Source organism: Streptomyces sp. 135 (assembly GCF_020026305.1).
In the GTDB taxonomy this organism is placed as follows: domain Bacteria; phylum Actinomycetota; class Actinomycetes; order Streptomycetales; family Streptomycetaceae; genus Streptomyces.
The window spans coordinates 589,316-612,095 of sequence record NZ_CP075691.1 but is presented as its reverse complement, the minus strand read 5'-3'; the positions used below and the strand labels follow the sequence as shown (position 1 = coordinate 612,095).

General features: G+C 72.5%; 20 protein-coding genes and 1 pseudogene. 11 read left to right on the top strand and 10 right to left on the bottom strand.

Annotation, left to right across the window (positions count from 1 at the left end):
• Positions 1 to 58: 58 nt before the first annotated feature.
• The 3 genes from KKZ08_RS02820 to KKZ08_RS02810 form a co-directional block, all read right to left on the bottom strand.
• On the bottom strand, positions 59 to 1,609 hold the full coding sequence (locus KKZ08_RS02820) for an FAD-dependent oxidoreductase (protein WP_223772906.1): 1,551 nt from the start codon (positions 1,607 to 1,609) through the stop codon (positions 59 to 61).
• A gap of 171 nt (positions 1,610 to 1,780) precedes the next feature.
• Positions 1,781 to 3,823: a CocE/NonD family hydrolase gene (locus KKZ08_RS02815; RefSeq protein ID WP_223772905.1), complete on the bottom strand. Its 2,043-nt coding sequence runs from the start codon at positions 3,821 to 3,823 to the stop codon at positions 1,781 to 1,783.
• A 55-nt stretch (positions 3,824 to 3,878) separates the two neighbouring features.
• Entirely contained in the window at positions 3,879 to 5,195 is a 1,317-nt protein-coding gene (locus KKZ08_RS02810; protein ID WP_223778886.1) for an ATP-grasp domain-containing protein, read from the bottom strand.
• Between the two features lie 115 nt (positions 5,196 to 5,310).
• Here KKZ08_RS02810 and KKZ08_RS02805 point away from each other — a divergent pair, with 115 nt between their 5' ends.
• The gene (locus tag KKZ08_RS02805; RefSeq protein ID WP_223772904.1) at positions 5,311 to 5,976 is read left to right on the top strand and encodes an endonuclease; all 666 of its coding nucleotides are present in this window, start codon (positions 5,311 to 5,313) and stop codon (positions 5,974 to 5,976) included.
• Between the two features lie 27 nt (positions 5,977 to 6,003).
• Here the strand turns inward: KKZ08_RS02805 and KKZ08_RS02800 are convergent, their stop codons facing one another.
• Positions 6,004 to 7,425 carry a VWA domain-containing protein gene (locus tag KKZ08_RS02800; RefSeq protein ID WP_223772903.1) on the bottom strand — a complete coding sequence of 474 codons (1,422 nt, stop codon included), beginning with the start codon at positions 7,423 to 7,425 and terminating at the stop codon, positions 6,004 to 6,006.
• Positions 7,422 to 8,291, bottom strand: a complete 870-nt coding sequence (locus tag KKZ08_RS02795) for a MoxR family ATPase (RefSeq protein ID WP_223772902.1) — start codon at positions 8,289 to 8,291, stop codon at positions 7,422 to 7,424. The genes KKZ08_RS02800 and KKZ08_RS02795 overlap by 4 nt, the downstream gene beginning before the upstream one ends.
• Before the next feature lie 227 nt (positions 8,292 to 8,518).
• Here KKZ08_RS02795 and KKZ08_RS02790 point away from each other — a divergent pair, with 227 nt between their 5' ends.
• Together KKZ08_RS02790 and KKZ08_RS02785 are read left to right on the top strand one after the other, a co-directional pair.
• Entirely contained in the window at positions 8,519 to 9,658 is a 1,140-nt protein-coding gene (locus KKZ08_RS02790) for a 12-oxophytodienoate reductase (RefSeq protein ID WP_223772901.1), read from the top strand.
• 95 nt (positions 9,659 to 9,753) lie between these two features.
• Positions 9,754 to 10,353, top strand: coding sequence for a CGNR zinc finger domain-containing protein (locus tag KKZ08_RS02785; protein WP_223772900.1), 600 nt, complete (start codon positions 9,754 to 9,756; stop codon positions 10,351 to 10,353).
• A gap of 21 nt (positions 10,354 to 10,374) precedes the next feature.
• Here the strand turns inward: KKZ08_RS02785 and KKZ08_RS02780 are convergent, their stop codons facing one another.
• The gene (locus KKZ08_RS02780) at positions 10,375 to 10,815 is read right to left on the bottom strand and encodes a nitroreductase family deazaflavin-dependent oxidoreductase (RefSeq protein ID WP_223772899.1); all 441 of its coding nucleotides are present in this window, start codon (positions 10,813 to 10,815) and stop codon (positions 10,375 to 10,377) included.
• A gap of 103 nt (positions 10,816 to 10,918) precedes the next feature.
• On the opposite strand from KKZ08_RS02780, the gene KKZ08_RS02775 reads away from it, so the two are divergent.
• A complete protein-coding gene (locus KKZ08_RS02775) occupies positions 10,919 to 11,980 on the top strand; it encodes a helix-turn-helix domain-containing protein (RefSeq protein ID WP_223772898.1) in 1,062 nt (353 codons plus the stop codon).
• A gap of 169 nt (positions 11,981 to 12,149) precedes the next feature.
• Here KKZ08_RS02775 and KKZ08_RS02770 read toward each other — a convergent pair whose 3' ends face one another.
• Together KKZ08_RS02770 and KKZ08_RS02765 are read right to left on the bottom strand one after the other, a co-directional pair.
• Positions 12,150 to 12,557 carry a CoA-binding protein gene (locus tag KKZ08_RS02770; RefSeq protein WP_223772897.1) on the bottom strand — a complete coding sequence of 136 codons (408 nt, stop codon included), beginning with the start codon at positions 12,555 to 12,557 and terminating at the stop codon, positions 12,150 to 12,152.
• 47 nt (positions 12,558 to 12,604) lie between these two features.
• Entirely contained in the window at positions 12,605 to 13,180 is a 576-nt protein-coding gene (locus KKZ08_RS02765; RefSeq protein ID WP_223772896.1) for a TerD family protein, read from the bottom strand.
• Positions 13,181 to 13,331: 151 nt separating this feature from the next.
• Between KKZ08_RS02765 and KKZ08_RS02760 the strand changes: the two genes are divergently transcribed.
• Together KKZ08_RS02760 and KKZ08_RS02755 are read left to right on the top strand one after the other, a co-directional pair.
• Positions 13,332 to 13,739 (top strand): BlaI/MecI/CopY family transcriptional regulator, encoded by a 408-nt coding sequence (locus KKZ08_RS02760; RefSeq protein ID WP_223772895.1) that lies wholly within the window; start codon positions 13,332 to 13,334, stop codon positions 13,737 to 13,739.
• 22 nt (positions 13,740 to 13,761) lie between these two features.
• Positions 13,762 to 14,693, top strand: a pseudogene (locus KKZ08_RS02755) (M56 family metallopeptidase).
• Positions 14,694 to 14,746: 53 nt separating this feature from the next.
• Here KKZ08_RS02755 and KKZ08_RS02750 read toward each other — a convergent pair.
• Complete coding sequence (locus KKZ08_RS02750) at positions 14,747 to 15,202, bottom strand: TerB family tellurite resistance protein (RefSeq protein WP_223772894.1); 456 nt, start codon at positions 15,200 to 15,202, stop codon at positions 14,747 to 14,749.
• Between the two features lie 157 nt (positions 15,203 to 15,359).
• Between KKZ08_RS02750 and KKZ08_RS02745 the strand changes: the two genes are divergently transcribed.
• Entirely contained in the window at positions 15,360 to 16,043 is a 684-nt protein-coding gene (locus tag KKZ08_RS02745) for a transcriptional regulator (protein WP_223772893.1), read from the top strand.
• Between the two features lie 229 nt (positions 16,044 to 16,272).
• Here the strand turns inward: KKZ08_RS02745 and KKZ08_RS38570 are convergent, their stop codons facing one another.
• Positions 16,273 to 16,398 carry a hypothetical protein gene (locus KKZ08_RS38570; RefSeq protein ID WP_263303326.1) on the bottom strand — a complete coding sequence of 42 codons (126 nt, stop codon included), beginning with the start codon at positions 16,396 to 16,398 and terminating at the stop codon, positions 16,273 to 16,275.
• 247 nt (positions 16,399 to 16,645) lie between these two features.
• Between KKZ08_RS38570 and KKZ08_RS02740 the strand changes: the two genes are divergently transcribed.
• The 4 genes from KKZ08_RS02740 to KKZ08_RS02725 all read left to right on the top strand — a co-directional run bounded on the left by KKZ08_RS02740 (position 16,646) and on the right by KKZ08_RS02725 (position 22,650).
• On the top strand, positions 16,646 to 18,118 hold the full coding sequence (locus KKZ08_RS02740; RefSeq protein WP_223772892.1) for an APC family permease: 1,473 nt from the start codon (positions 16,646 to 16,648) through the stop codon (positions 18,116 to 18,118).
• 97 nt (positions 18,119 to 18,215) lie between these two features.
• Complete coding sequence (locus KKZ08_RS02735) at positions 18,216 to 19,856, top strand: amidohydrolase (protein ID WP_223772891.1); 1,641 nt, start codon at positions 18,216 to 18,218, stop codon at positions 19,854 to 19,856.
• A gap of 67 nt (positions 19,857 to 19,923) precedes the next feature.
• The gene (locus KKZ08_RS02730) at positions 19,924 to 22,089 is read left to right on the top strand and encodes a helix-turn-helix transcriptional regulator (RefSeq protein WP_223772890.1); all 2,166 of its coding nucleotides are present in this window, start codon (positions 19,924 to 19,926) and stop codon (positions 22,087 to 22,089) included.
• 3 nt (positions 22,090 to 22,092) lie between these two features.
• Positions 22,093 to 22,650, top strand: a complete 558-nt coding sequence (locus KKZ08_RS02725) for an XRE family transcriptional regulator (RefSeq protein WP_223772889.1) — start codon at positions 22,093 to 22,095, stop codon at positions 22,648 to 22,650.
• Positions 22,651 to 22,780: the final 130 nt, after the last annotated feature.

Here is a 22,780-nt window from a genome sequence, read left to right as displayed (position 1 = left end):
CCCGGGGAGCCTATGGCCCGCCGATCTTATGGCTCAAGGACGTTATGGCCCGGGGACCTTATGAGCCGGGCAGCTCCCGGGGCTCCAGCGGACGCGTCGCGGGCCCCTGGAGCACCTCTCCGTCGGTGCCGAAGCGGGAGCCGTGGCAGGGGCACTCCCACGTGGTCTCCGCCTCGTTGAACGCGACCAGGCAGCCCATGTGGGTGCAGCGGGCCGAGACGGCGTGGAGCGCACCGCCCGCGTCGCGGTGCACCGCGCAGCGGCGCCCCTCGACCCGGACCACGGCGCCCGAGCCGGCGGGGATCTCGTCCACCGAATCGACGTGACTGCGCAGCCGGTCGCCGACGAAGTGCTTGGCGACCTCGGCCTGCTGGCCCAGCAGCGCCGGCACCTCCCGGACGGTGGTCAGCAGCCGCCGCGGGTCGTACAGGTCGGCCCAGGGGGACTTCTCGCCCTGGATCAGCCGGGCGAGCAGGGTGCCGGCCATGACACCGCCGCTCATCCCCCAGCCGCCGAAGCCGGTGGCCACGTAGGTGTGGCGGGCGCCGGGGTGGAAGGGGCCCACCATCGGCACGCCGTCGGTCACGGAGTTGTCCTGGGCCGCCCAGCGGTAGGCCGTCTCCCCGACGTCGAAGCGCTCCCGCATCCACGCGTCGAGCGCCCGGAACCCGGCGGCGGCGTCACCCGTGCCGGGGGTGAAGCCCTCACCCGTGACGATGAGCAGCCGCCCGCCGTCGTCGCCGTACGGCGCGGTGCGCACCGAACGCTTGCCCTCCTCCTGCGTGATGTACATGCCGCCGGGGTCCTGCCCGGGGGCCAGCGGAGCGGCGACGACGAGCTCGCGCTGGGCCGACAGCCGGGCGAAGAGCAGGGCGCGGTCGAAGACGGGGTAGTGCGTGGCGACGACGACGGACTTCGCGGTCACCGTGTGCCCGGACTCGGCGGTCACCCGGCACGGCGAGCCTTCGCGCAGGCCGGTCACGCGGGTCCGCTCGTGGATGACGCCGCCCTGCGCGAGCAGGTCCGCGGCGAGCGCGAGGAGATAGGCGCGGGGATGGAACTGCGCCTGGTCCTCCACGCGCACCGCGCCCGCCACGTCGAAGGGCAGACCGGTGACCTCGGTGTACTCGGCGGGCAGCCCCGCCTCACGGGCCGCTGCGGCCTCGGCCCGCAGCTGGTCGGTCTCCTCGGGGCGGACGGTGTAGGTGTAGGCGGGCGCGCGCTCCAGCTGGCAGTCGATGCCGACCTCCGCGCAGACGGCCGCGACGTGCTCCACCGCCTCCTGCTGCGAGCGGGCGTACAGATGAGCGGCCTCCGCCCCGCGCGTGCTGCGCAGCCGCTCATACACGAGAGTGTGCAGGGAGGACAGCTTGGCGGTGGTGTAGCCGGTCACCCCGGCGGCGATGCGGTCGGCTTCGAGGACCGCTACCGTGCGCCCGGTGCGGGCCACCTCCCAGGCCGTGCTGAGCCCGGCGATGCCGCCGCCCACCACGGCGACGTCCACCTCGATGTCCTCGGCCAGCGGCGGGTAGGACGTCGGCCCGGTGCTGTCCATCCAGTAGGACTCCGGCCGGCCCGGCAGCGGCCCGGTACGAGGTGTGACAGCCATGGCGGCTCCCTGTTCTCATGGTTCTCATGCTCGGCGTTCGTTGATCCTGCGGGTTCCCCCGCCCCACCGGGTCAATCCGGTGGGGCGGCCGGGCTGCGGATCTTGCGGATCTTGCCCACAGGCTACGCAAAAGGTGCATAACGCGCCCGTGGGGTGAGGGTGACCGGCCCGCTAGAGCCAGTCCCGGGGCACGGTCTCGTTCCACGTCCGGGAGAAGACGCGGCGTTCCCCCTCATAGCCGTCGAGCGTCGCGTCGACGAGGAAACCGTCCTCGTCGCAGCGCAGCACCGTGCGGGTGTGCACGCTCACGTCCCAGTCGTCCCGCGCGAAGCTCATGGTCCAGGCCGACTCACCGGTCACCGACGTGAAGTCCTCGCCCGTGGACGTGTACCGCTCGAAGGCGCGGCAGCCGACGTCGAGCCCGATGTCCTCGTACCGCACGGTCCCGCGGTCCTTGACGATCTCCAGCGCGGAGTTGTAGCCGATCAGGTCCCGCCTGACCTCCCAGCGCTGGTCCGGCTGCGTCAGCCGGGTGGTGGCCAGCGGCTCGGTGCCCTCGGGCTCGCCGAAGGGGCGCAGCGGCGCGTTGTCCGGCTCGGAGACCGGCCGCACCGGCAGCCGCAGCGCGCTGGTGCCCTCGTACACGCTGAGCAGGACCGGCCGGGGCGGGGGCCAGGCGAGCGGCCAGTACGACGTGGACAGCGAGAGCCGGATGCGGTGGCCCGGCGGGAAGCACTGGGCCACGCCGTTGAGCTGGAGCGTCGCGCGGTAGCGGCGCCCCGGCTCCAGGGGTTCGGGCTCGCCCGTGCCGTCCCTGCGGGTGAGGTTGAGCACGCCGTACGTCACCCGGGTGACCCGCCCGTCGGGGGCCACGTCGGAGATCCGGGCGGCGACCGTGGCCACCGGTTCGCTGACCGACAGGTCGAGGTCGATGGCGGGGGAGCCGAGGATCTCCACCGGCTCGGTCAGCCGCGGGGAGTCGAAGACCAGCGAGCCGCCGTCCTCCTCGCGCTGGTCGTAGGGCAGGTCGGGCGGTGCGTTGTAGGAGGCCCACTTGCCCGCGAACTGGCCGACCGACAGCGGGGACTGCACGGTCATGGCCTCACCGGAGCCGGAGCCGTCCTTGCCGACCACTTCCCCGTCCCAGGCGATGCGGTGCCGGGTCAGCGGACGGCTGACCTCCTCGATGTGCGGCGACGGCCAGTGCGGCTCACCGACCCAGCGGCCCGGGCGCTCCTCGTATGCCGTGGAGGGCGGCACGCTGTCCTGCATCCAGGCCCGCAGCATCGGGCCCTCCATGACGCCGTTGTCCTCGCCCTTGAGCCAGTGATCCCACCAGCGCACCACTTCCTGGAGGTAGCCGATGGCCGGGCCCGGCTCGCCCAGATGCGGATACTTGTGCGACCAGGGGCCGATCAGTCCCTTGCGCGGCACGTCCAGATTGCCGAGCAGCCGGGTCACGGCGTTGGAGTAGCCGTCCGCCCAGCCGCTGGAGGCGAGGACGGGACACTGTACGTCCTGGTAGTTCTCACAGACCGAGGCGTGCTTCCAGTAGTCGTCGCGCCGCTGGTGGCGCAGCCACTCCAGGACCCAGGGGCGTGCGTTCTCAAGGCGCTCGTGCCACATCTCGCGCCAGCGGTCGCCGACCACGGCCGGGTCGGGGGGACAGGTGGCGTACGCGAACATGGTCCCCGCCTCGGCGAGGTTGTCCGACAGCATCGCGCCACCCATGTAGTGCATGTCGTCGGCGTACCGGTCGTCCGTGAACGACGAGATGACGATGGCCTTCAGGCTCGGCGGCCGCCGCGCGGCGACCTGGAGCGCGGCGAACGCCCCCCAGGAGATGCCCATCATGCCGGTGGAGCCGTCGCACCAGGGCTGCTCGGCCAGCCAGGCGAGCACCTCCTCGGCGTCGGTCTGCTCCACCTCCAGATATTCGTCCCGCAGGACGCCCTCGGACTCGCCCGTACCGCGCACGTCCACGCGCACGCACGCGTAGCCGTGCCCCGCGATGTAGGGGTGGTGGATCGAGTCGCGCACGGAACTCAGATCGCGCTTGCGGTACGGGATGTACTCGAGGACGGCCGGTACCGGCGCGTCGTCCGAGGACGCGGGGCGCCAGACGCGCGCCGACAGCCGGACGCCGTCGGACATCGGGATGAGGACGTGTTCTTCCTCTTTTGTCGCGTACGGGAGATTGCCCACGTAACGCATGGGGCCGTGCCATCCTCTCGGTCGGTTCTCTGGTGCCTGTGTCGCGTCGGCCGTGCTAGTCGTTGGTGACGTCGCGGCCGCCGGGCTCCGTCTCGTCGAAGGTGAGGCCGAGCGCGGCGACGCACCGGTCGTACTTGCGCCGCAGGTCCTCCTCGTCGTCGCCCCCGATGGAGAAGTGGGCCAGCTCGTAGCTGTAGCTGTCCTGGTGACCGGCGTCGGACAGCCGCTGGCCCTCCTCGACCAGCACGTCGATCCGGACGTCGCCGATCTCCCGCTCGATGCGGTCGATCTCCTCGCGCGTCGGTACGTCGTGCACCACGCCGTCGGCGAACCACCGGTAGTACCACTTGGCCGCCGTCGCGCAGGGCCCCTCGCGGTGGGGGAGCTTCGGGTCCTCGCCGAAGGCGAGGCTGACCATGCAGTGGTGGTTCGGGACACCGTCCACGTACTCGAACAGCTCCGCGTGCGCCTGCGAGTGCCGGGGGTTGATCTCCAGCAGGTTCAGCTCGTCCGTGCCGGGGTCGTAGAAGTACTCGATGCTGAAGGTCGCGTCGTCCATGCCGATCTGCCGCATCACCCGCTCCGACACGTCGTGCAGGCGCCGCACCACCGGCTCCGGCAGCGTGGAGGGGTACTGGTGGCGCAGGAAGCACGAGGAGTCCGGGTAGTTGATGGAGTCGAGGACGCCGTAGACCGTGACCTCACCCCGGTGGACGTAACCCTCGACCGCGACCTGGATGCCGGAGAGCGCCTCCTCGGCGAGACAGACCTGCGCGCCGATGCCCGCCATCTCCTCGGGCACCTCGATCTGGTCGAGTATGTGCTCGAAGGGTCGGCCGACCGTGCCGATGCCCTCCTTGATCCTGGCCACGGCCGCGTCGAACTCCTCCTCGTTCTTCACGCTGTACGCGAGCTTGGAGGAATACGACAGGGCGGGCTTGAGCCACATCGGGAAGCGCACGCCCTCCGGCGGCTTCGGCGTACTCGCCTCCAGGTCGACCCGGCCGAAGCGCGGATGCTCATCGATCACCTTCTGCTGCTCCAGGCGGCTCCAGTACTTGTGCTCGCACTTGACGACCGACTCCAGGCTGGTGCTGCGGGTGCCGTACCGGTCGCCCAGCATCGCGACCATCGTGCTGACCGGGAAGTCCCAGTAACCGACGATCGCGTCGATGCTGCCGTCGAACGCGTCGAGGGTCTTCTGTGCCTTCTCCATCAGCTCCGGTACGGAGACCTCGCCGCCCTGGAGCTCCTCGATCGTGAGCAGCGGATGGAAGCGGTAGTCCTGCGCGTGCGGGACGGCGTGCAGCGTGGGGAGGTTGGCCTCGTCCAGACCGATCACGAACACGTTCTTCTGGCGTACAGCCACAATTGCTCCTTCTGCTGGGGTCAGAGCGGCTGTGTACCCGCAGGCCAGAGGTGCACACGTCGGCCATCATGGGCAGGGAGCACCCCGACCGTGCAGACCATGCACCATGAGGAGAACCATGGCCGACCGAAGCCGCCGCGCCCCCTCCGTCGTGCGGGCGCTGCTCGACGCCCACGGCAGCACCTACGCCGAGGACGCCGGCATCCGGCTGCGGGACACGCCGCAGCCGCTGTACCAGCTGCTCGTCCTGTCGGTCCTGCTGAGCGCCCGCATCCGCGCCACCGTGGCGGTGGCCGCGGCCAGGGAACTCTTCGACGCCGGGATGCGCGACGCGCGGCGCATGGCCGACGCGTCGTGGCAGGCCCGCGTCGACGCGCTCGGCCGGGGCGGCTACCGGCGCTACGACGAGCGGACCTCCACGCAGCTCGGGGAGGGCGCCGAGCTGGTCCTGCGGGACTACGGAGGTGATCTGCGCCGCCTGCGGGACGGGGCGGGCGACGACGAGGAGGAGCTGAGCCGCCGGCTCCAGAAGGTGCCAGGCCTCGGGCCCATGGGCGCCGACATCTTCCTGCGAGAGGCGCAGCGGGTATGGCCGGGCGTGGCGCCGCGCCTCGGCGACAAGGCCTTGCAGGGCGCGCGGCGGCTCGGCCTGCCCGACGACCCGGACGAACTGGTGCGCCTCGCCGGGTACAGCGACCCCGCGGCCCTGGCGGCGGCCCTCGTACGCGCCGCCCTGGACAAGAGCATCGCCGAGGAACTGCTCGCGGACCCCGACAGGTCATGACTCCGGGCTGGTGGGAAGGCTTCGGCGTCACACCGGCAGCAGCCGCGCGATCAGCTCGCCGAGCTGCCGGGCGTTGCGGCATTCGTGCATCTCGACCAGCTCCGCGTACGCGTACGCGGCCGAGTCACCGGTCGACCACTGCGAGCGCGGCTCGGGGTTGAGCCAGTACACCCGGCGGGCCCGCCCGGCGATCCGCCGCAGCGCCGGGAGGTTCGGGTCGCTCATGTTCGTACGGGCGTCCCCGAGGACGAAGACCGTGGACCGCGGGCCGACCGCGTCGAGGTGACGCTCGGCGAACTCCCCGAGGGACGTGCCGTAGTCGCTGCTGCCGTGCCATGCGGTGACCGCCGCCTCACCGAGGATGCGGGCACCGAGGCCCACCGGGTCCGTGGAGCCGTGCGTCAGCAGCCCGGTGACCTCGTCCGCCCGATTGACGAACGCGAACACCCGCACCTTGCTGAACTGGTCGTGCAGCGCCTGCACCAGCAGCATCGTGAAGCTCGCGAAGCCCGCCACCGAGCCGGACACATCACAGAGCAGCACCAGCTCGGGACGCGCGGGACGGCGACGGCGCAGCACCGGCCGCATCGGCACACCGCCCGTCGACAGGGAGCCGCGCAGCGTGCGACGCAGATCGACGGCACCGTGCGCGGCGCGCCTGCGACGGGCGGCCAGGCGGGTCGCGAGCTTGCGGGCCAGCGGGTGCACGGTCCTGCGCAGCTCGTCCAGGTGGGCGCGGCCCGCGACGAGGAAGTCGACGCGGTCGGCGGTGGTCGCCACGGCCCGGCGGGCGATCTCCTCCGTGCCCCGCCGCTCGGCGACCCGGCGGCGTGCCTCGGTCCGGACCCGCTCACGGAACCCTTCGATGCGGCGCCGGATCTCGTCGGCCTCCAGACGGTCCGTGAACGCGGCGTCCCCGTCGGCGGCGGGGCCCGCGCGAAGGGCGGCGAGTACGCGCGCGAGGAGCGTCTCCGGCCGCAGCCGGCTCAGGGTCTGGTGGGAGGACCAGCCGTCCGAGCCGCCCTGCCCCGAGCCGTACCCGCCGAAGCCGGCCACCGCCTCGCGCGCCAACTGCTCCAGCAGCGCCCGGTCGTCGGTGGCGAGCGCGGCGACCAGGCGCTCGCGCAGCGCGTCCCGATCGGGCTCGGCGTCGCCGCCCCCGGTGGTCGTACCGTCGGGCGCGCCGACGCCCAGCGGAAAGTAGAGGTCGAAGACCGGGTCGAACACCGCCCGCTGGCCGTCCTGGTGGAGCAGCGCGGCGGCCAGCCCCTCCCTGACCCGCTCACGGTCGGCGAGGCCGAGCGCCTCCAGGGCCGCCGCCGCGTCGACCGTCTCGCCCGTGCCGATGCGCAGCCCGTGGGAGCGCAACGTCTGGACGAGGCCGGTGAGCCGGCCGCTGATCCCCTCCTCGGCAACCGGCCGGGCGAATCCGTCGGGGAGCGCGGTCACACGGCGTCCAGGTCCAGCTTGGCCGCCGCCTTCACCACGTCGTCCTGATGCTTGAGGAGGACGCCGAGGGTGTCGCGCACGACCGTCTCGTCCAGGCTCCGGGCGCCGAGCGCGAGCAGGGTGCGCGCCCAGTCGATGGTCTCGGCGACCGAGGGCACCTTCCGCAGGTCCATCGCGCGCAGCGCGCCCACGACCCGCACCACCGACTCGGCGAGCGCCTCGTCCAGGCCCGGCACCTTCGCCCGGACGATGCGGCGCTCCAACTCCTCCTCGGGGAAGCCGATGTGCAGGAACAGGCAGCGGCGGCGCAGCGCCTCGGACAGCTCCCGGCTCGCGTTGGAGGTGAGGACGACGAAGGGGCGGCGCTCCGCGCTGATGGTGCCCAGCTCCGGCACCGTGACCTGGAAGTCGCTCAGGACTTCGAGCAGCAGGCCCTCCACCTCGACGTCGGCCTTGTCGGTCTCGTCGATCAGCAGCACCTTCGGGTCGCCGCCGCGGATCGCCGTGAGCAGCGGGCGCGAGAGCAGGAACTCCTCGCCGAAGATGTCCGTGCGCGTCTCGTCCCACGACTCGTCGCGCCCGGCGGTGATGCGGAGCAGCTGCTTGGCGTGGTTCCACTCGTACAGCGCCCGGGACTCGTCGACGCCCTCGTAGCACTGGAGGCGGACCAGCCGGGCCCCCGCGACCTCGGCGACGGCCTTGGCCAGCTCCGTCTTGCCGACGCCGGCCGGTCCCTCCACCAGCAGGGGCTTGCCGAGCCGGTCGGCAAGGAAGACGGTGGTGGCGACCGCGGGGGAGGCCAGATAGCCGCTCCCGGCGAGCCGGGCCGCGACATCGTCGACGGAGGTGAAGTACCCGGTCGTCATGGGGAGTTCTCCTGGTGGTTCTGGTGGTCCTCGCCTTGCTCCGTCACCGGTACCCGATCAGTTCCGGCCGCCGCCGACAACAGGCACACACTGTTTGCGGCGCACGTCACGTTCCCGTCACCGCGCGGCCTGACCGGATCAGAGAAGCCGCCGCCCCGCGCGCAAACGACAGAAGCGAAAGGTTCACGCTTATGCCGTTGATCTCCGTGCGTCCAGAGGAGCAAGGCATGCAGATCCCTTCGGACCCGACCCACGCCGACCCGCGGTCCCGTGCCGCACACCTGCTGGGAAGGCCCTACACCCTCGGCGGCCTGACGCTGCGCAACCGCATCGCGATGGCCGCCGTGACCCGGCGCTTCTCGCCGGACGGTGTGCCCGGCGAGGACGTCGCCGCGTACTACGCACGGCGCGCCGAGGGAGGCGCCGGGCTGATCGTCACGGAGGGCACCTACATCGGCCGGGACGCGGCCGCCGCCTACGACCGTGTGCCGCACTTCCATGGCGTACGAGCACTGGCCGGCTGGGCCCGGGTGGCCGAGCGGGTGCACGCGGCGGGCGGCCGGATCATGCCGCAGCTCTGGCACACGGGCGTGGTCCGCACCGCCGCCGTCCCGCCGCTCGGCGTCCCCGCGGAGGGCCCCTCGGGGGTCGGCCTCGACGGGCGTCCGCACGGCAGGGCCATGACGCTCGACGACATCGACGCGGTCGTGGAGGCCTTCGCCGAAGCCGCCGCGGCCGCCGAACGCATCGGCTTCGACGGAGTCGAACTGCACGGCGCCCACGGCTATCTGATCGACGCCTTCCTGTGGCACGGCACCAACACCCGCACCGACTCCTACGGCGGCGGCCACGCCTCCCGCGCCCGGTTCGCCGCCGAGATCGTCGCCGCCGTACGCGCCGCGGTATCGCCCGGCTTCCCGGTCCTGTTCCGCCTCTCGCAGTGGAAGACCGACCACTACGACGCGCGCGTCGCCGAGGACCCGGGCGAACTGGAGCAGCTGCTCGCGCCCCTCGCGGCAGCGGGCGTGGACGCCTTCCACGCCTCCACGCGGCGCTACTGGCTCCCCGAGTTCGACGGCAGCGACCTGAACCTCGCGGGCTGGACCAAGAAGCTGACCGGCAGGCCCTCGATCACCGTGGGTTCCGTAGGCCTCGACCAGCAGTTCGCCGGGGCGCCGGGACGCACCCAGCGGTCCGGCGTCACCGGCATCGACCCGCTGCTCGACCGCCTGGAGCGCGACGAGTTCGACGTCGTCGCCGTCGCCCGCGCGCTGGTCGCCGACCCCGACTGGCCGGCCAAGGCGCTCACCGGGCGCCTGCACGAGGCGCTGCCGTACGACGCCTCGCTTCTCGACGCGCTGGTGTGAGAGCCCTGGTGTGAGACCCCTGGCGTGAGAGGGGAGCGCGGCGCCGCGTGAAAGAGTGGGCGGCGTCCCCCTCGATCCCCGGAGAGTGATCCACCATGACCTGGTCCGCGACCGCCCGGTACCGCCTGGAGCCCGCTCCCGGAGGCCTCGGACTCGTCCAGGACCTGCTCAACACCGTCTCCGCCGGCGCGCCTCCCTGGCCCGACCTGCTCGACGGGCTGCCGGAGGCGCGGACCTGGGCGGACGAGGCGGCCGCCGAGTGGGCGACGGCGACCGGGCAGCCCGCGCCGCGCGTCACCCTCGACGCCAAGGGCCTGCGTGAACTGCGGTCGTTCCGCGAGGCGCTCAGCGGGCTCGCCGCACCGGAGGGGAAGGGGGACGCGGAGGCTCCCGGGCCGGTCGCGCCGTACTCAGGGGAAGCCGCGCTGCGGCTCGGGGAGGACGGCGTCGTACGCCTGGAGCCGCACGGCACCGGCTGGCGCCACCTCGTGGCGCTGACCCTCGCCGCGGTGTACGAAGGGCAGCGGGCGGACACCGCCCGCCGTCTCAAGACCTGCCGCAACCCGCTCTGCCGGGTCGCCTTCTACGACCGCTCCCGCAACAACAGCGGCGTCTGGCACGACGTGAAGACCTGCGGGAACGCGGCGAACCTCCGGGCGTACCGCGCGCGCCGCCGCGAACAGGAAGAAGCCTGACGCGACGGCTCGCGGTTCGCGTCAGGCCTCGATGGGCGTCAGGACGAAGAGCGGGATCTCGCGGGTGGTCTTCTTCTGGTACTCGCCGTAGTCCGGCCACACCGCGACCGCCCGCTCCCACCAGAGCTGCCGCTCCGCGCCGGTGACGATCCGCGCGCGGTAGTCCTTCTTCACCGGACCGTCCTGCAACTCCACCTGCGGATGTGCCACGAGGTTGTGGTACCAGGACGGGTTCGCGGGATCACCTCCCTTGGAGGCCACCACCACGTACTCCCCTTCGTGTTCGACGCGCATCAGGGGGTTCTTGCGCAGCTTTCCGCTCTTGGCGCCCAGCGACGTCAGCACGATGACGGGCTTGCCCATCAACGTCGTGCCCTCGGTGCCGCCGGAGCTCTCGTACAGCTCGGCCTGCTTGCTCGCCCAGTCCCACGTACCGGGTTCGTAATCTCCAGTCAGAGGCATGCCGTACCCAACCACGCGCGAGCGCGGATTGTTCCGTGTCCCTCGGCTTCCCCGTCATGCGTTAGAAAGGCATCAACGATTCATCAAGGTGACAGGGGCGGGCATGGCTGAGCAGGACATACCGGAGGAGTATCTCGACGGCTATGCCCGCATCCTCGCCGCCGCCTCGTCGACGGGGCGGCGGCTGACCCGCGAGGAGTTGGACTCGCGGCGCGCGCTCGGCGAGCGGGCGGCGGACGCGGGGCACGGTCTGCGGTCCCTGGTCGGCGCACACCTCGCGGCCACCCGCGCCCACTGGCCCGCCTCGCGGACGGTCTCCGCCGACAGTGTGCTGGCCGCCGCCGAACAGGCCGTGGACGCCTTCGCCGAAGGGTACGAACGCGCCCAGCGGCTCGCCGTCCGCCAAGAGGAGGCCGTCCGACGGGAGTTCATCGACGACCTGCTCTACGGCCGCAGCGACCTCGGCCTGCTCGCCGAACGCGCGGAACGCTTCGGGCTGCGCCTGTCCTACGAGCACGCGGTCGCCGTCGCGGAGGGCCCGAGCGGCTACGAGGAAGGGCACCCTGTGCCCCGCGAGGTCGAGCGCGCCCTGATCGGCCGGTTCGGCGACCGCAGCATCCTGCTGACCACCAAGGACGGCCGCCTGGTGTGCGTCGCCCCCGGCGACCAGGACGAGGTCCTGACGTTCTTCGCCAAGCAGGCGTACGCCGCCACCGACGGCGGACGCGTCGCCATCGGCCGCCCGCAGCCGGGCCCCGGCGGCGTCGTCCAGTCGTACGAGGAAGCGCTGAACGCCCTGGACCTCGCCGAGCGCCTGGAGATCGACGAGCCCGTACTGCGCGCCGCCGACCTGCTCGTCTATCCCGTCCTGACCCGCGACCGGCAGGCCATGGCCGACCTGGTGGTGAACACCCTCGGCCCGCTGTGCGAGGCCCGGGGCGGCGCGCAGCCGCTCATCGACACACTGGCCGCCTACTTCGACTCGGGCTGCGTCGCGGCGGAGGCCGCCCGCCGGCTGGCGCTGAGCGTGCGCGCGCTGACCTACCGTCTGGCACGCATCCACCGGCTCACGGGCGCCAACCCGACGGACCCCGTGCACCGTTACACACTTCAGACGGCGGTGATCGGCGCACGCCTGCTCGACTGGCCCGCGAAGCCGTTCTGAACCCCGGCCGCGCGGGCCCGGCTCCTAAAGGGTGTTGCACAACGGCGATCACGTTCGGATCCGGCCACCAATCGCAAGGTCAACCGCCCGATTCTGCTCCCGTTTTCGCCGGTCTGGGTGACACCGTGAAACGGTCACGAAAGATCGTTCGGTCGTTGTGCAACAGCCTTTAGCCGAGCCGCGGGATCTCGATGGCCGGGCAGCGGTCCATGACCATGTCCAGGCCGGCCGCGCGCGTGCGCTCGTACGCCGCCTCGTCGATCACGCCGAGCTGGAACCAGACCGCGGCGGCCCCGGCCGCCACGGCCTCGTCGGCGACCTGGCCCGCCAGGCCGCTGTTGACGAACACGTCGACCACATCGACCGTGAACGGCACGGCGGACAGGGACGGATAGCCCTGCTCGCCGTGGACCGTCTCGGCCTTGGGGTGGATCGGCACGACGCGCTTGCCGAAGCGCTGGAGGACGGCCGCGACGCCGTACGCCGCCCGCTCGCGGTTGGCGGACAGGCCCACGACGGCCCAGGTGTCGCCCAGCTCCGTCAGGATCTTGCGCACCGTCTCCTGGTCGCCGTACATGACCTGCCTCCTCAAGGGTCGCGGCCGGATGCCGTCAGGGACTGCGGTCAGACGTTCACGCCGAAGTCCGACGCGATGCCCCGCAGTCCACTGGCATAACCCTGGCCGACCGCGCGGAATTTCCACTCCGCGCCATGGCGGTAGAGCTCGCCGAAGACCATGGCGGTCTCCGTCGACGCGTCCTCGGAGAGGTCGTAGCGCGCGAGCTCGACGCCGTCCGCCTGGTTCACGACGCGGATGAAGGCGTTGCGCACCTGGCCGAAGCTCTGGCCGCGGTTCTCCGCGTCGTGGATCGACACCGGGAAGACGATCTTCTTGACCTCGGCGGGCACCCGCGCGAGGTCCACCTTCACGGCCTCGTCGTCGCCCTCGCCCTCACCGGTGAGGTTGTCGCCGGTGTGCTCGACCGAACCGTCCGGGCTCGTGAGGTTGTTGTAGAAGACGAAGTGCTGGTCTGAGACGACCTTCCCGGAGTCGTCGCAGAGCAGCGCGCTGGCGTCCAGGTCGTGGTCCGTGCCGGTCGTGGTGCGCACATCCCAGCCCAGGCCGACCAGCACGGCGGTGAGGCCCGGGGCCTCCTTGCTGAGCGAGACGTTGCCGCCCTTGGCCAGGGAAACTCCCACGATGTCCTCCTGATGTTCGAGTTCTCGGTGTTCCGGGTGCCGGTTCCGTAAAATCTACAGGAATGTAGAAGAGGGCGGGGCGGGTCGGGCCCGTTACGATGTGGCGCTCCCGGCCGCCGCGGAGCACCAGGAGGCTGGAGGGAGCCCGGGCATGGAGCAGCACGACGACCGCGAGGAGCGCCGGCCGCGGCTGCGCCGTCGCGCGCAGGGCGAGCTGGAGCAGCAGGTCCTCGCCGCGCTGCACACCGCCCGCGGCCCGGTCAGTGCCGCCTGGGTGCAGGAGCGGATCGGCGGCGACCTCGCGTACACGACCGTGATGACGATCCTGACCCGCCTCCTCGCCAAGGACGTGGTGACCCGGGAGCGCGCGGGCCGGTCCTTCGCGTGGACCCCCGCCTCCGACGAAGCGGGGCTCGCGGCGTTCCGCATGCGCAAGGTGCTCGACGGCGAGAGCGACCGCGAGGCCGTCCTCGCCAGCTTCGTCACGACGCTGACGCCCGACGACGAGCAGCTCCTGCGCGAGCTGCTCGGGCGGGCGGGCGCCGAGTCGGACGACTGACGCCGATGGGAGCTCCTGCCTGATGGGCGTCTTCGTCTTCCTGCCCCTCGTGCTGCCGCTGACCGCCTGGCCCGTGGCCCGCCTCGCCGAGCAGCACCTCCACCCGCGTACCGCCACGCGCGTGCTCACCGCCGTCGCCGGCGTGATGGCCGTGTGCAGCACGCTCTGCCTGGCGCTCCTCATGGTCGTCGGGACCGCCCAACTGCCGGGAAATCCCCTGCCGGACGGCTGGTCGGACCCCGAGGTGCGGGCCGCCGTCCCTTACGACGAGGTCGCCGGGAAGGCCGCGATCCCCGCGCTGCTCGCCGTCTGCGCCGCGGCCGCGCGCACCCTCTGGCGGCACGCGCGCGTACGCCACCGGGGCCGCCGCGCCCTCGCGAAGCTGCCCGGCGCGTCCGTCGCCGTACTCCGCGACGAGGCGTCGTACGCCTACGCCCTGCCTACGCGGGGCGGCGGCCGGGTCGTGGTCACCACCGGCATGCTGGACCGGCTCGCGGCGCCGGAGCGCCGCGCGCTGTTCGCCCACGAGCGGGCCCATCTGGCCGCGCGGCACCACCGGCACCTGCTGGTCACGCAGTTGGCGGCCCGCGCCAATCCGTTCCTGCGGCCGCTGCGCACCTCCGTCGCCTTCACCACGGAGCGGTGGGCCGACGAGGCGGCGGCGCGGGCCGTGCGGGACCGCCGGGTCGTCGCCCGCGCGATCGGCAAGGCGGCCCTGGTCTCGCGGGGCGTCCCGCGCCGACCTTCGCGGGGCTCGCCGCGCCGGGACCGGTGCCGCGCCGCGTCGCCGCGCTGCTCGCCCTGGCGCCAGCGGCCCGCACCCGGCCCTCCCTGTTCACGGCGGTGGGGCTGGCCCTGTGGTGCGCGGCGTTCGGCACCGTGGTCTCGGCGATGTCGTCGGCGAACTCCGCGGTCACGATGGTCCTCATCCTGCGCGCGGCGACGCCGCTCTGAGCTGCCACGCCGTTTCGAGCTGCCGCGCCACTCCGGGCCGCCCCCGCCTCGGGCTAGAGGTCGAACTCGTGCGGCGGCAGGTCGAGCGCGAAGCAGGCCTCGCGGACCACGGCCTGCTCGTCCTTGTCGAAGTCTCCGTCGGCGCCGCCGATGACGATGCCGATCTGGATGACCGCGCGGGCCTCCGCCGGCTTCTTCTTCGCCTTGGCGACCTCCTGGAGGACGCTCACCTTGCCGAACGCGAAATCGGCGGTCAGCTTGTCCACGTAGGCGTCGAAGCGGCTGCGCAGGTCGTCCGCCGGGAAGTTCTGCAACACCTCGTTCGTGCCGATGAGCTGGGCCACGCGCTGCCGCTCGGCCGGGTCCACGGTGCCGTCGGCGGCCGCCACCAGGGCGCACATCGCCATGCTCGCGTCGCGGAAGGCACCGCTCTTGAGGTCGTTCTTCTTCGCCATCAGCTGGGTCTGCATCGTCGATGCCGATTCCTTGACGCGGTCCCACAGGGCCATTTCAGGACTCCATAAACGTATCGATGTATCGGGTGTATCAGCGTGTCGGCGCGGGTCCCGGACGCCTTGCGTACGTCCGTGGCCTCGCCAATTTCTACAACAGAGTAGAAACTAGCAGTCGGACCGAGAAGTTCCCGCCCAGCGGAAGGTGCGCGCGATGACGCCGACGGCACACGAACTCCTGCGGAGCACGGCCGCCCGGCTCGCTCTGGACCCCGAGGCGAACCCGCTCGTCCCGCGCATCGCGGACGGCACGGCCGCGCTCCGCACCCTCGCGGTCCTCGCCCTGGAGCAGCGCCACGTGATCCCCGCCGACCGGCGCTCCTTCCAGCACCTGGCCCGGCGGGCGGAGGAGGCCAAGGACCCGGAGTCCGCCGCCTTCTTCGGCGCCTTGGCCGACGGCGAGGCGCTCGCGCAGGAACGCCTCGTCCCGCTGCTCGCCGCCTGCGGGGTGAGCCGGGACGAGGCGGCGATGTACGAGCCGCAGGCCGGCTGTCAGGCCTACCCGGCCTACGCGGCCTGGCTCGCACTGAACGGCGAACCGGCCGACGTCGTCCTCGCGCTCACCGCCAACTTCGCCTCCTGGGGCCACTGTTGCGCCATGATCGCCGAGGCGCTGCGCGACCGCTACGGCTTCGGCGACGAGGCCCTCGGGTTCTTCGAACTCTTCGCCGAGCCCGCCCCGGAGCTGGACCGGCAGGCGCTCGCCGCGGTGCAGGCGGGCCTCGACCGGGGCCGGGTCACGGCCGCTCACCTGCGCTACGGACGGCTGGTACAGCGCTACGAGGAGATGTTCTGGCAGACACTGGCGAGCGGGGACGAGGCGGCGCGGGGCGCGTGAGGGGGTGGCGGTGCGGGGCAGGGCACCGGCCGGCCGAACTCCTCGGCAGCACGCCGACACCCGGGCGACGCGCCTGCGGCGGCACGCTCGGCCTTGCTCCTTGACACCGCCCGGCCGGTGAACCGTCCTGCCCCGCCCCGCAGTTCGTTCAACTGCGCGCCAAGGCCCCGCACCAGCGCGTCGAGCCCCGAGCCGAAGGCCTGCTCCCGCCGATGATCGCCCCCTCGGGTCACGCGCCGCGGGTGCCGGTCCTCGCCGCGGTCCTGCGCGCCGCGCACGGCGGCAGCAAGGCGGCGCGCGCGGCGTCGCGGTACGAACGCGCCCACGCGGCGAGGGCGTCGGGCGAGGACGGCACGGCGAACGCGGAGACGTCGATCTGCGGCTCGGCGCGAGGACCGCCTCGCCGTACGCCTTCGAGGACCCCCCTCGCGACCTCTCCTCATGCCCTCTCCAGGGCCCTCTTCCCAGACGCTTCTCCCGCAGAGTACGGTCCTGCCAGCTCGGACCAGAGGGTTTGGTTTTACGTGATTCCGGCCTGCGGCCTGCCTGTTCGGCGATCGCGTCTCGGGCCCGTCGGCGTCTGTGATTTCGGGAGTACGCGCGTGACCGCACCCCCTTCCTCCGTACCGCCCCCACGTCCAGCTCCCCCCTCCCACGGTCTCAGCGACGGCGCCGTGGGCACCGGCGACCTGGTCTTCTTCGTCGTGGCCGCGGCCGCGCCACTGACGGTCATGGCGGGCGTCGCCCCGCTGGCCATCGGCATGTCGGGCCGGGCGGCCCCGCTCGGCTACCTGCTCTCGGGGCTGCTGCTCATCGTCTTCGCGGCGGGCTTCACCGCGATGAGCCGGTTCGTGCGCAACGCCGGCGCCTTCTACGCCTACATCGGCAGAGGTCTCGGCCGCCCCACGGGAGCGGGCGCCGCGTACGTCGCGCTCTTCTCGTACAACGCGATCGAGGTCGGCCTGCTCGCGGCCTTCGGGTGGTTCACGGAGTCCGGCTTCCAGGACCTGACCGGGGCTCACGTGCCCTGGTGGGTCTGGGCGTCGGCCGGCCTGGCCGCCATCGGGGTGCTCGGCTACCTCAAGGTCACCCTCAGCGCCAAGGTCCTCGGCGTCGCCCTGGTCCTGGAGGTCCTGGTGCTGCTCGTCTTCGAGGCGGGCGTCCTCGCGCACGGCGGCGGCCCCGAGGGCCTCGACCTCGGCGCGCTCTCGCCCGCCCATCTCGGCGAGTCGGGGGTCGGCGGCATGTTCGTCCTCGCCGTCGGCGCCTTCGTCGGCTTCGAGGCGACCGCGATCTACGCGGAAGAGGCCCGCCGACCCGAGCGGACCGTGCCGCGCGCCACCTGCATCGCCGTGGCGTTCCTCGCGCTCTTCTACACCTTCACCGTCTGGATGATCATCAACGCGTACGGCGGCGGACGCGCCCAGGAGGTCGCGAACGGGCAGGGCGGCGCCGACATGGTGTTCGCCGCCACCGAACGCTTCACCGGGGCCTGGGCCGCCGACTGCATGCACGGGCTGATCATCACCAGCGCCTTCGCCGCCACGCTGGCCTTCCACAACGGCGCGGCCCGCTACTTCTACGCGCTCGGCCGGGAGGGCCTGTTGCCGGCCCGTCTCGGCACCGCCTCCGCCAGGACGCGAGCGCCCGCCGCCGCGGTCGTCGCCCAGTCGGCCATCGCGCTCGCCGTGATCGTCGTGACGGTGGTCAGCGGCGCCGATCCCTACAGCGTCACGTTCCTGTGGAGCAGCGGCTCCGGCATCCTCGGCGTGATGCTCATGCAGGCGCTCGCCGCGCTCGCCGTGTACGGCTTCTTCCGCCGCGACCGGCGCGCCATGCCGGCCTGGCGGGTCGTCGCCGCGCCTGTGCTCGCCTGCGGGGGACTGGTGACCATGATCGTCCTGGTCTGCGTCCACCTCGATCTCCTCACCGGAGCTTCGGCGGGCGTGAACGCCGCCTTGGTCCTGCCGCTGCCGGTGCTGTTCGGGGTGGGCATGGGACTGGCGCTGCGGGTCAAGGGGCAGGATCCGGCGGCGTACGAGCGGCTGACGACCGTGGACGCCGAGCGCGTCTGAGACCCCGGCGCGCCGACACCGCGCAGCCCCGCCACGCGGCGCGGCGACTTGGCGAACACCCACGACGAAGCGCACGCGAGAAGGAGAAGGCGACAGCATGGCCATGATGGCGACGACGACCCTGGTCTTCCTCGGCACGATCCGCACCGGGAGCGACCCCCGGGCGGACACCACGGCACTCGCGGTGCGCGACGGCCGGATCCTCGCGCTCGGCGACGAGGCCCGAAGCCTCGCCGCCACGGCGGACGAGGTCATCGACATCGGGGACGGCCTGCTGATGGCCGCCTTCGGAGACGGCCACGCCCACCCCCTCTTCGGCGGCCTGGAGAGCTTCGGGCCGCAGATCAAGGAGCTGGCATCCGTCGACGCGATCGTCTCCGAGGTCGGACGGTGGGCGGACGCGCACCCGGAGGCGGAGTGGATCGTCGGTGCCTCCTATGACCCCGCGCTCGCCCCCGAGGGGGAGTTCGACGCGCGCTGGCTGGACGCGGCGGTGCCCGACCGGCCCGTCGTCCTGCGCGCTTACGACTACCACACCGTTTGGTGCAACACCGAGGCCCTGCGCAGGGCCGGCGTGACGGAGACGACCCCGGAGCCCCGCCTCGGCTGGATCGTGCGCCGCCCCGACGGCTCGCCCCTCGGCACGCTGCGCGAATGGCATGCCTGCGATCTCGTGCTCGACCAGGTCCCCTCGCGCTCGGTGGACGAACTCGTCGAGGCGCTGCGCCGCGCTGGCCACGCGTACGCGCGCGCGGGCATCACCTGGGTCCAGGACGCCTGGGTGGAACCGGAGATGGTGGACGCGTATCTCGCCGCCGCCCGGCGCGACGCCCTGGCCGTCCGCGCCGACCTCGCCCAGCGCGCCGACCCCGACCGGTGGCGCGCGCAGCTCAAGCCGTTCGCCGAGGCACGCGCGCGTGTGTCCGCGGAGGGCGGGGACCTGCTGTCCGCGCGGACGGTGAAGTTCTTCAGTGATGGTGTCATCGAAGGCGGTACGGCCGCCATGCTCGCCCCGTACCTGGACGCGCCGCACAGCTGCGGCATGCCCGTGTGGGAGCCGCAGACGCTCGCCGAGGCCGTGCGCGCCTTCGACGCCGCGGGCTTCCGGACCCACATCCACGCGATCGGCGACGCGGGCGTACGGGCGGCGCTCGACGCCATCGAGTCCGCGGTCGCCGGCAACCCCGCTTGGGACCGGCGCCCGGTGATCACACACGTCCAACTGGTCGACCCCGCCGACCTGCCCCGCTTCGCCGCACTGGGCGTCATCGCCAACTTCGAGCCCCTGTGGGCCCAGCCGGACCCGCTCCAGACCGAGCTGTCCATCCCGCGGATCGGCGCACACCGGGCGGGCTTGCAGTACCCCATGGGCGAGCTGGCACGGGACGGCGTGCACCTCTCCTTCGGCAGCGACTGGCCGGTCAGTTCGCACATCCCCCTGGAGGGCATCCAAGTCGCCGTCACCAGGCGTACGTTCACGGGGGAGCCGGAAGAGGGCTGGATCCCCCACCAGCGGCTCACGGTCGAACAGGCGCTGACGGCGGCCACCTCCGGAGTGGCCCACCAGGCGGGTGCCGACGACCGGTTGCACGTGGCGCCGGGTGCCCCCGCGGACCTGGTCCTGCTCTCCGCCGACCCCCGCGCGGTCGATCCGATGGCGATCCGCCACGCGCGCGTACTGGGCACGTGGCTGGGCGGCCGGCCCACGTACAGGGCGGGGTCCGACCCGGTGGTGTGAGGCAGGCGCGCATCTGAGTGATCGGCGAGCGGTTTGAGGCGCGTTTCGGTGCCGGATCCGATGAGCGATGACTATAGGGTGGCTCGTGGAGGTGACCTCTGTGTCCACTGAGAACGATCTGTTCGGCGCCGTCGACGCGCTGCTGGAGCAAGTCGCGCAGGATGAGCTGCCGCCCCCCGCGGAACGCAAGCGGCTGCGCGAGGCGGCGGGGCTGAGCCAGGCACAGGTCGCTCAGGCGCTGGACGCGCGTCGCGAGGCGGTGGGGAACTGGGAGAGCGGCAGGACCGAGCCGCGGCCGCCGAAGCGGGCCGCCTACGCACGGCTGTTGGAAGGCCTCGCGGCCCGCTTCCCGGCACCCGCCGCCGACGAGCCCGCCGCGGCCCCCGCGCCCCCGGAACCGCTTCCGGCACCCTCCGTCGTACCGGCTTCCCGCCCCGCGGCGGCGAGCGACACCACCGGGCCGACTGTGGTGCCGCGACGCGCTCCCGCGAAGAAAGGCGCGAAGTCAGCCGCGAAGAAGGCCGGGGCGGCCGCCGTCGACCCCCGCTTCGAGAACGGCCCGCTCGCCGTCATCGACTGCGACCAGGACGGCCACGTGTCGGCGTACTGCGTCGGCGGCCTTGTCCTGGACGTACCCGCCAAGTCCATCCCGGCCCTTGTCGAGTGGACGTTGAAGGAGGCACGCCTCGGGCAGCCGCGGCTGCACCGCAACGGCAAGGACGCCGACCCGGTCCTGGTCCTGATGCCGTCCGCGCTGGAGCGCTACGGCCTGCCCGCCGCCCTGTCGGAGGAGGAGCGGAGGGCCGGCCGTCTCCCGGCCGGGCACGCGGTCCTCAAGCAGTTGGAGCGTGCCGAGTGGCAGCTCACCCAGCGCGGGTTCGGTCCGTGGGCGAGGATCTTCCGCCCGGCCGAAGGGGCGAAGCGCAACTGCGTCCAGCTGTGCGTCCCGGCCTGGAACGCCCTGGACGTCCGTGAATGGGACGACCGCGAGGCTCCGCTGCTGCCCACGATGAGCGCGGCCGACCTGGCCAGGTTCCTCGGTACGTACGCGACACGCGTGATGACGCCGCGCGGCACCACCGCCGTCACGGGCCTGGAGCTGATGGTGGCACTGCACCCGCCGACCAGGGCCGTGAGGGACGAGAGGACGGGGGAGTGGCACAGCGCCCCCGCGCCGGGCGCGCTGACGGCCGTGTACGAGCCGGTGGAGTGCGAGGTCCCCGACGGGCACCCCGTCCTCAAGGGCAAGTTCCCGCGCCACCATCAGCGCACGCCCGCCGAGATGCTGATGGAGGAGTCGTACGACTGGTGCCGGCCGCTGACGGACGCGGAGTGCATGCAGCCGTACGTCGTCGGCATCGACGTCAACATGGCGTTCGCCGCCGCCGCGAACCGGCTCACCGTCGGCCTCGGCGGACCCACCCACGTCCGACGCCCGGTGTTCGACCCGAAGCTGCCGGGGTCCTGGCTGGTCGACCTCTCCCACATCGCCCTGGACGAGCGCCTGCCGTCGCCGTTCACCGCCAGGGGAGAGCGCCCGGAGGGCCCGGCCTGGTACGCCACGCCCACGGTGGCGTACGCGGTGGAGCTCGGCTTCGAGGTGCGGCCCGTCGAGGCGTACGTCCGCCACGAGCACGGCGGCTACCTCGACGCCTGGTACCAGCGGCTGCGCGACGCCTACATGGAGACGATGGCCGACCTCGGCGTGGTCTCCGGCATGGAGGAGCACGCGTTCCTGGAGGCGATGGCCGCCTCCAAGAGCGTCGACCCGGAGATGGCGCTCGTACTGAAGGCCATCAAGGCGACCGCGAAGGGCGGCATCGGCAAGCTGCGCGAACGCCCGCGCGGCACACCGATGTTCGAGCCGTGGCCGGCCCTGGAGCGCAAGGAATGGCGCCCCGACATCCGGGCCGCCGTGCTGGCGACGACCCGCGTCAACATGCACCGCAAGATGATGAAGGTCGCGGCCGCCGCCGACATCTACCCGGTCGCGATCGGCACGGACTGCGTCGTCTACCCCTCGCCCGGGCCGAGTCCGCTGGACTTCCTGCCGCGCACCCCGGACGGCAAGCCGGTGCCCGGCGGCTTCCGGCTCGGCGTCAGCCCCGGGATGGTCAAGCACGAGGGCACCCAGACCACCCTGTGGGCCGAGGAGCAGTACGAGAAGCACGGCCTGGTGAACATCGCCCGCATCATCAAGGACGGCGGCAGGACCGCCGACGACGGGGAGTAGCCGATGCCGGACAAGCTCGGGGACAGCCTGGACCGGGCGGTGGAGAGCGCGTTCACCCGCCCGGTCCCGAAGTCCGCGCAGGCGCAGATGAAGTACCTGGTCAAGCAGTTCAAGGGTACGAAGGCCGCCGCCGAGGCGCTCGGGGTGTCCCAGCGGACCGTGGAGCGGTACGTCGTCGGGAAGCTCAAGCGGCCCCGCAAGGAGCTGGCCGCGCGCATGGAGCGCGAGGTCAAGAAGCGATGGCAGCCGCAGGTCAGGGCCAGGGCGAAGAAGCAGGCCGCGACCACTGACGGCATCGTCGTCTCCACCAGGGCGCGCTTCGGGTTCACCGCGGCCCCCGGCACCACCGACGACGCCCGTATCCGGCACATCACCCAGGCCCTGCCACCGCGGTGGGCCCAGCAGCTCTTCGACGCCCGCGACCAAGGCGCCACCGAACAGCAGCTCCTGGACATCGCCGCCCAGGGCCTGGGCCAGATGTACTTCCGCGACGACGGCCGCCGTGCGCGGGACCTGATGGTGGAGTTCACCGACGTGGAGGAGATCGAGATCGAGCTGTAGGTACGGGCGGCGGCGAGCACGGTATTCGGGCCAGGCCCTGCTCCTGGGGGTTTCCGAGGGCACAGGAAGGCAGCCGTTCGGCCCTTCGGGCTGCCCTGACGCCTCTGGTGCCGGTACCGCTCGCCCTGTA